Annotated in this window: 11 protein-coding genes; all 11 read left to right on the top strand. The window is 62.3% G+C overall.

What is annotated here, in order from left to right; all coding sequences use genetic code 11:
- Positions 1–8: 8 nt before the first annotated feature.
- From cbiE to ACTQ34_RS00960, 11 genes are read left to right on the top strand one after another with little or no spacing between them, the layout of a single operon-like run.
- Positions 9–1202 carry a precorrin-6y C5,15-methyltransferase (decarboxylating) subunit CbiE gene (gene cbiE, locus ACTQ34_RS01010; RefSeq protein ID WP_441362068.1) on the top strand — a complete coding sequence of 398 codons (1194 nt, stop codon included), beginning with the start codon at positions 9–11 and terminating at the stop codon, positions 1200–1202.
- Positions 1192–2532 (top strand): cobyrinate a,c-diamide synthase, encoded by a 1341-nt coding sequence (locus tag ACTQ34_RS01005; RefSeq protein ID WP_441362067.1) that lies wholly within the window; start codon positions 1192–1194, stop codon positions 2530–2532. Before cbiE ends, ACTQ34_RS01005 begins: the two co-directional genes overlap by 11 nt.
- A gap of 5 nt (positions 2533–2537) precedes the next feature.
- On the top strand, positions 2538–3596 hold the full coding sequence (gene cobT / locus ACTQ34_RS01000; RefSeq protein ID WP_441362066.1) for a nicotinate-nucleotide--dimethylbenzimidazole phosphoribosyltransferase: 1059 nt from the start codon (positions 2538–2540) through the stop codon (positions 3594–3596).
- Positions 3597–3626: 30 nt separating this feature from the next.
- A complete protein-coding gene (locus tag ACTQ34_RS00995; protein ID WP_441362065.1) occupies positions 3627–4157 on the top strand; it encodes a bifunctional adenosylcobinamide kinase/adenosylcobinamide-phosphate guanylyltransferase in 531 nt (176 codons plus the stop codon).
- Positions 4154–4942 (top strand): adenosylcobinamide-GDP ribazoletransferase, encoded by a 789-nt coding sequence (locus ACTQ34_RS00990; RefSeq protein ID WP_441362064.1) that lies wholly within the window; start codon positions 4154–4156, stop codon positions 4940–4942. The genes ACTQ34_RS00995 and ACTQ34_RS00990 overlap by 4 nt, the downstream gene beginning before the upstream one ends.
- Positions 4939–5274, top strand: a complete 336-nt coding sequence (locus ACTQ34_RS00985) for a bifunctional adenosylcobinamide kinase/adenosylcobinamide-phosphate guanylyltransferase (RefSeq protein ID WP_441362063.1) — start codon at positions 4939–4941, stop codon at positions 5272–5274. Before ACTQ34_RS00990 ends, ACTQ34_RS00985 begins: the two co-directional genes overlap by 4 nt.
- Positions 5265–6233: an adenosylcobinamide-phosphate synthase CbiB gene (gene cbiB / locus ACTQ34_RS00980; RefSeq protein WP_441362062.1), complete on the top strand. Its 969-nt coding sequence runs from the start codon at positions 5265–5267 to the stop codon at positions 6231–6233. The genes ACTQ34_RS00985 and cbiB overlap by 10 nt, the downstream gene beginning before the upstream one ends.
- Positions 6234–6247: 14 nt before the next feature.
- On the top strand, positions 6248–7309 hold the full coding sequence (locus ACTQ34_RS00975; protein WP_441362061.1) for a pyridoxal phosphate-dependent aminotransferase: 1062 nt from the start codon (positions 6248–6250) through the stop codon (positions 7307–7309).
- Entirely contained in the window at positions 7309–8811 is a 1503-nt protein-coding gene (locus ACTQ34_RS00970; RefSeq protein ID WP_441362060.1) for a cobyric acid synthase, read from the top strand. Before ACTQ34_RS00975 ends, ACTQ34_RS00970 begins: the two co-directional genes overlap by 1 nt.
- Entirely contained in the window at positions 8808–9338 is a 531-nt protein-coding gene (locus tag ACTQ34_RS00965) for a cob(I)yrinic acid a,c-diamide adenosyltransferase (protein WP_441362059.1), read from the top strand. The genes ACTQ34_RS00970 and ACTQ34_RS00965 overlap by 4 nt, the downstream gene beginning before the upstream one ends.
- Positions 9332–9970 (top strand): precorrin-8X methylmutase, encoded by a 639-nt coding sequence (locus ACTQ34_RS00960; RefSeq protein WP_441362058.1) that lies wholly within the window; start codon positions 9332–9334, stop codon positions 9968–9970. Before ACTQ34_RS00965 ends, ACTQ34_RS00960 begins: the two co-directional genes overlap by 7 nt.
- The last annotated feature ends 1 nt before the right edge of the window (position 9971 follow it).

Raw genomic sequence — 9971 nt, 5'->3', positions numbered from 1 at the left:
GGGCGGTCATGGCTCGCATATTTTATATCATCGGCGCGGGGATGGGTACGCCGGACACGCTGACCGGCGAAGCCCGCCGCGCGTTGGATGTGGCGGATGCTGTGCTCGCAACGCACCGGCTTGCGTCCATCGGGCCGGAGACGCAGATTTGTCCGTTTACCGAACTCGCCGCACGCGCGGTGGGGGCAAATGGACAAACGGTAGCGGTGCTGGTTTCGGGCGACGTAGGCTTTTTCAGCGCGGCTGCGCGGCTGCGGGAGCAGCTTGCACCGCACGGGGACGTTCGGCTGGTGTGCGGCCTGTCCAGTCTGCAATACTTTTGCGCAAAGCTGGGTGTTTCCTATGATGATGCGTGCGTGCGCAGCTTGCACGGGCGCGCGGGCAGCATTCTCGGTGCGGTCAGTTATCACAAAAAGGTGTTTGTGCTGACCGGCGGGACGCAGAACGCGCAAACCGTATGCCGGACGCTTATGGATGCGGGACTCGGCGGGCTGACTGTGCATATGGGAGAAAATCTCGGTATGGAGAGTGAGCGCGTGCAGACGGCGACGGCAGAAGCGCTTGCCGCGCAGCCTTGCGGCGACCTCGTCGTGCTGCTGATTGCGCATCCGGATGCGGTAAGCGCGGCTACCCCCCTGCGCGACAGTATGTTCACACGGGCGAAGGTGCCCATGACCAAGGAGGAAGTGCGTTGGACGGCGTGCGGTCGGCTGGCCGTGCAGCCGGGCGACACGGTTTGGGATGTGGGCGCGGGGACGGGCGCGATGACACTGGAGCTTGCCCGCCGCGCGTGCGACGGCATGGTATACGCGGTTGAGCGGGATGCGGACGCGCTTGCGCTGCTGAGAGAAAACCGCCGAAAACTGGGCGGTTACAATGTGCAAGTGATAGCAGGACATGCCCCCAAAGCGCTGGAGGCACTGCCTGCGCCGGACTGTGTGTTCGTCGGTGGCAGCGGCGGCGCGATGCGGCGCATTCTGGAGCTGGCTAGGAGCAAAAATCCCATGGTGCGCGTAGTGGTCACTGCAATTGCGTTGGAAACGCTGGAGGAAACACGGCGCGCGCTGGTGGAATTGGGTTTTTCGAATGTTGAGGTTTCGCAACTGGCCGCCGCGCGCGGGCGTGCGGTCGGGCCGTATACCATGATGACCGCGCTCAATCCGGTTTTTATCCTGTCGGGAGGGGGACAAGATGCAGAATAACGCACCCCGCCTGCTGCTGGCGGGCACTGGCTCGGGCTGCGGCAAAACGACGGTCACGACTGCGCTGCTGCGCGCTTTGCAGCGCCGCGGTGTGCCGCTTGCGGCCTTCAAGTGCGGGCCGGATTACATCGACCCGATGTTCCATACCGAGGCGCTCGGCATTCCCAGCCGCAACCTTGATTTGTTTTTCGTGGACGAGGGCGAGGTGTGCGGGCAGCTGGCATGTCACATTCCGACGGACGGCGTCGGTATCATCGAGGGCGTGATGGGCTTTTACGACGGCGTTTCCGGTACGACCGATACCGCTTCGGCGGCGCATCTAGCGCGTGCGACGGACACGCCCGCTGTGCTTATCGTTCGTCCGCATGGGCAGTCACTGTCGCTTGCGGCGGAGATACAGGGGTTTCGGGATTTTGCGCCGAACACGCTCGCTGGGGTGATTCTCAACGGCGTAACTACAGCAATGTACCCGTTTTATCGGGCAATCGCGGAAAAAGCGGGTCTGCCGGTTTACGGTTTTCTGCCGCCGGTACCGGATGCGGAAATCCCCGACCGGCATCTCGGACTCGTGACTGCGGCGGAAATCGGGGATTTATCGAACAAGCTCGACCGGCTGGCCGACGCGGCGGCGCAGGGACTTGACCTTGACGGTCTGCTGGCGCTCTCGCGCACCGCGCTGCCGCTTGCGGACGAAACCGCGCCGCTTGCGCCGGTCATCGACCGTCCGGTGCGTATTGCGGTGGCGCAGGACCACGCGTTTTGTTTTTACTATGCGGATAACTTTGACATGCTGCGGGCGCTCGGCGCGGAGCTGGTACCGTTTTCTCCGCTTGCAGACGAAAAACTGCCGGACGGAATCGATGGCTTGTATCTCGGCGGGGGATATCCCGAGCTGCACGCGGCGCGTCTGGCGGAAAACCGCACAATGCGGGACAGCATCTGTGCCGCCGTGCGCGGCGGCTTGCCGACGATTGCGGAATGCGGCGGCTTCCTCTATCTGCACCGCACGCTGGACGGCAAGGAAATGGCTGGTGTCATCGATGCGGATGCGCATTTGACCAAAAAGCTACAGCCTTTCGGCTATGTGACGCTGACCGCGCGGCGGGATAACCTTCTGTGCCGCGCAGGAGAACAGATACGTGCGCATGCGTTCCATTATGCGGTGTCGAGCGATGAGGGTGTGGATTTTGAAGCATGCAAGCCAAACGGCCGCACATGGGCGTGCGTCCACGCGACGGAAACGCTCTATGCGGGTTTTCCGCATCTGTATTTTCGCGCAAACCCGGCGTTTGCCGCGCAGTTCGTGCGCCGCTCGGCGCAGAAAGGATGAAAAACATGGATTTGCAGCAGGGGATTGCGGCGGTGCGTCCGCCTTGTGAGAACAGCCGCGCGCAGGCGGCGCAGCGTTTTTCCGATATTGCGATGCCGCTGGGCAGTCTGGGGCTGTTGCAGGATGCAGTCGCGCAGATTGCCGCCATCCGGCGCACGCCGCGCCCCTCGATTGCCAAGCGCGCGGTTGTGATGTTTTGCGCGGATAACGGCGTGGTCGCGCAGGGCGTGACCCAGTGCGGGCAGGAGGTCACTGCGACCGTGACCGAAAACATGGGACGCGGCCAGTCGGCGGTTTGCCTGATGGCGCGTCATATCGGGATGGACAGCTTTCCGGTGGATATCGGCGTGGCGCGCGACGTGCAGGGCGAAAGGATTTTGCATCGCAAAATCCGGTACGGTACGGCGGACATGACGAAAGAACCCGCCATGACGCGGGCGGAGGCCGTGCGGGCGGTTGAAACGGGGATAGAGCTGGCACAGTGGTGCGCCGCGCAAGAGTATGACCTGCTGTGCGGCGGTGAAATGGGCATCGGCAACACGACGACGAGTGCCGCCGTGACCGCTGCGCTGACCGGTGTGGACGTGCAAACCGTGACCGGACGCGGCGCAGGCCTGTCCTCGGAGGGGCTGGAACGCAAGGTGCGCGCGATTCAAACCGCGCTGGCATTGCACCAACCCGACCCGAACAACCCTATCGACGTATTGCACAAGGTCGGCGGGCTGGATATCGCGGGGCTGGCCGGACTGTACCTCGGCGCGGCGGCTTGCGGTCTGCCTGTCGTGCTCGACGGCGTCATTTCCTGTGCGGCGGCGCTGGTCGCGGTGCGGTTGTGTCCCGAAGTGCGTGGATATCTGCTTGCAGGACACCGCTCGGAGGAACCGGCAGGCGCGTTGTTGCTGCGCGAACTGGAACTTCGGCCGTTTATCACGGCGGGCATGCGGCTGGGCGAAGGCACGGGCGCGGTTGCGGCGGTTAGTCTGCTTGATTTGGTGTTCGCGGCCTATGACGGTATGCTGCGTTTTGACCAAGTGGGGATAGAAGCCTATCAACCGCTCGTGTAAAAAGCATAAGTGGGAGGACATGCGTAAAATATGCTGATTTTAGTGACTGGTGGTGCGGCAAGTGGGAAATCTGCGCATGCAGAGCGCTTGCTGTGCGAGCGTGCGCCGTCCTCCCGGTTGTATCTTGCGACCATGCAGCCCTTTGGCGCGGCGGCACAGGCGCGTATTGCGCGGCATCGCGCGCTGCGGCAGGGCAAGGGCTTTGAGACGGTCGAGTGTCCGCTGGGCCTGCAAAATCTATCGCTTTCCCAGCGGTATGACGGAATTCTGCTTGAGGATTTAGGCAATCTGCTGGCAAACGAGCGGTTCGCACCCGAAGGCGCGGGCGACGCGGCGTTCGGCAGCAGTCTTGCAGGCATTGCACATCTGCAAGACTGCTGCGAAACGCTGGTCGTTGTGACGGACGAAATTTTTTCCGACGGGCTGGACTACCCGCCCGAGACGGCGCGGTATATCCGCGACCTTGCAGCGCTGAACCGCGCGCTGGCGGTGCGGGCGGAGGCGGTATATGAATCGGTCTGCGGTATTCTGCTGCTGCTGAAAGGGGAGAAAAACGCATGAAAAGCGCGTGGAGCGGCCTGCTGGTCGCGTTTTCCATGTATTCGACTGTGCCCGTGCCGCAGGTGCAGTGGGAAAAGCGCACGATGCGCTGGGCGCTGGGCTTCCTGCCGCTGGTCGGCGTGCTGATTGGCGCGCTGGAGTGGCTGTGGTTTGCGTTCTGCGTGCATTTTGCCGCGGACAGCCTGTTCTACGCGGTCGGGGCGGCGCTGCTGCCGCTGTTTGTGTCGGGCGGCATCCATCTGGACGGGCTGTGCGACACTTGTGACGCGCTGTGTTCCTACGGCGACCGGGAAAAGCGGCTGGCGATTTTGAAAGACCCGCATGTCGGTGCATTCGGTCCGATGTGGCTGATGGCTTTTCTGCTGGCCGAGGCCGGTTGCTTTGCGCAGGTGTACCGCGCGCCCGCGTTGCTGCCGCTGGTGCTTGTCGGTTTTGCACTTGCGCGCGCGCTGGGCGGCTGCAAGGTCGTACTCACGCCTTGCGCGAAGGATTCCGGCCTTGCGCATTTGTTCGCGGAAAACAGCGACAAAAAAGCGGTCGCCATCGCGTTGATGCTGGAGTTTGTGGTCTATTTAATCGCAGCCGGTCTGCTGCTGTATGCCGTGCCGCACGGGCTGACGGCGGGCACGGTGCTCGTCATCGTGCTGCTGGTGTGGTACGGCGTGCATGAACAGCTGACGCGCCATATCTTCGGCGGCATCACGGGCGACCTGGCCGGATTTTTCATTTCGGTATCCGAGCTTTTGGCGCTCGCTTGCGCCGCGTTTGGAGGGCTAATATTATGACCGTACTCATTGTCGGCGGGGCGCATCAAGGTAAGGCTGCTCTGGTGGGCGTGCTGTATCCGACGCTGCCGCTTGTGGAAAATCTGCATATGCGCGTGCGGGAGGAACTCGCTGCCGGTCGCGACCCGATGGCGCTGCTGGATTCTTTGCGCGGCCACGCGGTCACCTGCGACGAAGTCGGCTGCGGCGTGGTGCCGATTGACCGCGCAGACGAAGCCTACCGCGAGGCGGTCGGGCGGCTGTGCTGCGTGCTGGCCGCCGAAGCGGACGCTGTCATCCGCGTGACAGCGGGCATCCCGCAATATATCAAAGGAGACAAACCATGTACCTGACCTGTGCCGTGCTGCTCGGCTTTGTGCTCGATAGTCTGCTGGGCGACCCGAACACCGCGCTGCACCCTGCGTGTCTCATTGGGCGGCTGGTGTCGCGCACCGAAAAAATCCTGCGGCGCGTGTTCCCCAAGACGAAAGGCGGCGAGACCGCCGCTGGTGTCCTGTTGTGGCTGATGGTGTGCGGCGTCAGCTTTGCCGTACCGTTTTTCGCGCTGCGCTGGCTGCGCGGACATAACTTCTGGCTGGGCTTTGCAGCCGAAACGCTGCTTTGCTGGCTGATTCTGGCGCGAAAATGCCTTGCCGACGCAGGAAAACAGGTATATCGTGCGTTGGGACAGTCGCTGGATGACGGACGCAAGGCGGTGGCGATGTACGTTGGCCGCGATACCGGAGAACTGGACGAGGCGGGCGTCATCAAAGCCGCGGTGGAGACGGTCGCGGAGAATACGACCGACGGCGTGGTCGCGCCGCTGATATTCCTGCTCATTGGCGGCGCGCCGCTGGGACTGCTGTACAAAGCGGTCAACACGCTCGACTCGATGGTCGGCTACCATAACGAAAAATATGAGTATTTCGGCAAGTTTTCCGCCCGCATGGACGATATCTTCAACTTTATCCCCGCGCGGCTGTCCGCTGCCTGCCTGATTGCGGCGGCGGGTATGCTGGGGCTGGACAACCGCAACGCGCTGCGCATTTGCCGGCGCGACCGAAACGGACATAAAAGCCCGAACGCCGGACAGACCGAGTCCGCTTGTGCGGGCGCGCTGCATATCCAGCTTGGCGGGAATGCAAGCTATTTTGGGAAAACAGTCAAAAAAGCGTCGTTCGGTGACCCGGACCGCGTGGTGCGGCGCACGGATATTTTGCAGACCTGTGACCTGATGAGCATGGCGAGCGTACTCGCGCTTGTGCTGTGTGCAGTAGTGCGGCTGATGCCGGTCTGGTCGCGGCTTGGATAAAAAGGAGGAACCCCATGCCCGAATATGTACACGGCGGCGACGTGTATTCGTTTGCCGCACGCTTTGGCGGCGCGCCGGTGGACTTATCAGCCAATATCAACCCTTACGGCATCCCGGAGCGCGTCCAGCAGGCGATGCATGAAGCGATTGGTGCCTGCACGCAGTACCCCGACCCGTTCTGCCGCGCGGCGCGGCAGGCGATAGGCGCGGCGGAGGGCGTCGACCCCGACCGCATTTACTGCGGCAGCGGCGCGGCGGATGTGCTCGACCGTCTGGCAGCCGTTTTGCGCCCCCAAACCGCGCTGCTGCTCGCGCCGACCTTTGCGGAGTATGAGCGCACGCTTGAGGGCGCGCAAATTCGCTTTCACACACTGCGTGCGGACGAGGGCTTTGCCGTCACCGAACGAATTTTGCAGGATATCATGCCCGAACTGGACGCGGTCTACCTGTGCAACCCCAACAACCCGACCGGACGCACGATTGCGCCCGCGCTGCTGCACGAGATTGCTGCGCGGTGCGCGCAAGTGGGCGCGCGGCTGATTGTGGACGAGTGTTTTCTGGATTTTGTGATGGATGGGGAAAAACGCACACTTGTACCGCTGCTGGATGAATTTCCTTCCCTTGTGCTGCTGCGGGCGTATACCAAGATGTATGCTGTACCGGGGGTGCGCTTTGGCTGGTGCATGACGGCGGATGCGGCGCTGATAGAGGATTTGTACCGTGCGGGGCAGCCTTGGAATGTGTCAGTCGTGGCGCAGGCGTGCGCGGTGGCATGCGCGGGAGAGCGGGACTACGCCTGTCGGACTGCGCAGCGTATCGCAGACGAGCGGGCTTATCTGATGCAGGAACTTGCCGCACGTGACCTGACAGTGTTTTCGGGCGAAGCGAATTTCCTGCTGTTCCGCGCGCAGGATACCGACTTGCAGGAAAACCTCGCACGGCGCGGCATTCTGATACGCGACTGCTCCAATTATCGTGGCCTGATGCGCGGGTATTACCGCACGGCAGTCAAGACGCGGAAAGAGAGCAGCGCGCTGCTCGCGGCGCTGGACGACATCCGAAGGGAGGAAACCTGATGGCGCGGTGCATTATGGTGCAGGGCACCTGCTCGAACGCAGGCAAAAGTCTGCTGTGCGCGGCCCTGTGCCGTATTTTCCGACAGGATGGCTGGCGCGTCGCGCCGTTTAAGGCACAGAATATGGCGCTCAACTCTTTTATCACAGCCGATGGCGGCGAGATGGGCCGCGCACAGGTCGTGCAGGCTGAGGCGGCGGGCATTGCGCCCGATGTGCGCATGAATCCGATTCTGCTCAAGCCGACGAGCGACGTTGGCTCACAGGTCATTGTCATGGGACAGGCCCGCGGCAACCGTACTGCTCGCGAATACTGGAGCGATAAAAAGGCGCTGCTGCCGGTGGTCAAACAGGCGTATGAGAGTCTGGCAAGGGAGTATGACATCATCGTCATCGAGGGCGCGGGCAGCCCGGCGGAAATCAACTTAAAGAAAGACGATATCGTTAATATGGGGCTGGCAAAGCTGGTGGATGCGCCTGTGCTGCTGGTGGGCGATATCGACCGCGGCGGCGTGTTCGCCTCGCTTTACGGCACGGTCAAACTGCTGGAGCCGGACGAACAGACGCGAATCCGTGCGCTTATCATCAACAAATTCCGCGGCGATGTGGAAATTTTGCGTCCCGGTTTGGCGCAGCTGGAGGAGCTCACCGGCAAGCCGGTCGCGGGCGTGGTGCCGTATGGACGGTTTGACATCGACGACGAGGACAGCTTATCCGAGCGGCTGGACGGCGACGCGCGCGGCGCGGCGGTGCGGATTGCGGTTGTGCGGTTGCCGCGGCTCTCGAATTTCACAGACTTTGCCGCGCTGGGCCGCGTGCCGGGCGTGGGTGTCTACTACGCGGACAAGCCCGCACAGCTGGAGGGGGCGGATATGATTATCCTGCCCGGCACCAAGGCGACGCTGTCTGACCTCAAATGGCTGCGCGAGAGCGGCATGGAGGCACAGATGCTCAAGCAGCACGCGGCGGGTATACCCGTGTTTGGCGTGTGCGGCGGGTTTCAGATGCTGGGGCGGACGGTGTCCGACCCGGAGAACACCGAGGGCGGCGGCAGCCTGCGCGGGCTTGGGCTGCTGCCCGTGGATACCGTGTTTCGCCCGCGCAAGACCACGGTGCAGACGCGCGGCACGGTGGGAAATCTATCCGGCGTGCTGGCGGAACTGTCCGGCGTGGCGGTGGAGGGCTATGAAATCCACATGGGCGAAACCGCGCGCGACGCGGACGCTTTACCGTTCTCGACGCTCACCCGCGCGGACGGCACAACAGTTTCGGATGGCTGTCAGGCGAAAAATGCCTACGGTACCTATCTGCACGGTGTGTTTGACGCGTCAGGCGTGGCACAGCGGCTTGCGCAGGCGCTTGCTGCGCGCAAAGGGATATCGCTGGATAACGCAGCAATGACTACCGCGGGGTACAAGGAACGAGAATACGACCGCTTGGCGGATACCGTCCGGCAGGCGCTGGATATGGATATGATTTATCGGATTCTGGAGGGAAACGCATGAATAATAAGGCTTGTGTGCATCTATATTGCGGTGACGGCAAGGGGAAAACGACCGCAGCGATTGGTCTGGCGGTGCGGTTTGCGGGACGCGGCGGCAAGGTGGTGCTGGCGCAGTTTTTAAAGGACGGCACTTCGGGAGAGTGCCGCGCGCTTGCCAAGCTCGAAACCATAACCATGCTTGCGGCCAATCCGGTGCGCAAATTCTCCTTCCAGATGACGGACGACGAGAAAAAGCAGACAGCGGACGCGATACAGCGCACCTTCGCCGCCGCAACCGGCTACGCCGTGCGCGAGGGCGCGGGGCTGCTCATTCTGGACGAGGTGTGTGCCGCCATTTCCTGCGGCTTTCTGGACGAACAGGCCGTGCTGGACTTTCTGGACAGCCGCCCGGACACGCTCGAGGTTGTGCTGACCGGACGAAATCCATCCGAAGGCTTGCAGCAGCGCGCGGATTATATCACGGAAATGGTCAAACACCGCCACCCCTTTGATAATGGCGTGACCGCAAGGGAGGGTATCGAATGGTAAACGGACGCATGGCGCCTGCCGAGATAGAAAAGCGCAGCTTTGAAATCATCACAGAGGAACTGGGCGAACGAACCTTCGCGCCGGGTGTGTCCGAGGTGGTCAAACGTGTTATCCACACGACGGCGGATTTTGACTATGCCGACAACCTGTGCTTTTCGGAAAACGCAGTCGAACAGGCGAAAAAGGCGCTTTCGGCGGGCGCAACGGTCGTGACCGATACCAATATGGCGCTGGCGGGCATCAGCAAGGCGACGCTGGCCAAACTCGGCGGACAGGCGCTCTGTCTGATGGCGGATGAGCAGGTTGCACGCGAAGCCAAAACGCGCGGGGTGACGCGCGCGACGGTTTCCATGGAGCACGCGGCCAAGCTGGACGGCCCGCTGATTTTTGCCGTCGGCAATGCACCGACCGCGCTCATCCGTCTGCATGAGCTAATAGAGGAGGGCGCGGTGCAGCCCGCGCTTGTCATTGGTGTGCCGGTCGGGTTTGTCAACGTGGTTGAGGCCAAAGAATTATTCATCGGCGGGGACACGCCGTATATCATCGCGCGCGGGCGCAAGGGCGGCTCGAATGTGGCCGCAGCTATTGTCAACGCGCTGCTATACCAGATGGTCAAACGGGAGGGATTCTGAT

Origin of the sequence: Agathobaculum sp. LCP25S3_E8 (assembly GCF_052117165.1) — a bacterium.
Lineage (GTDB): Bacteria > Bacillota > Clostridia > Oscillospirales > Butyricicoccaceae > Agathobaculum.
This window is presented reverse-complemented; position numbering and strand designations above follow the sequence as displayed.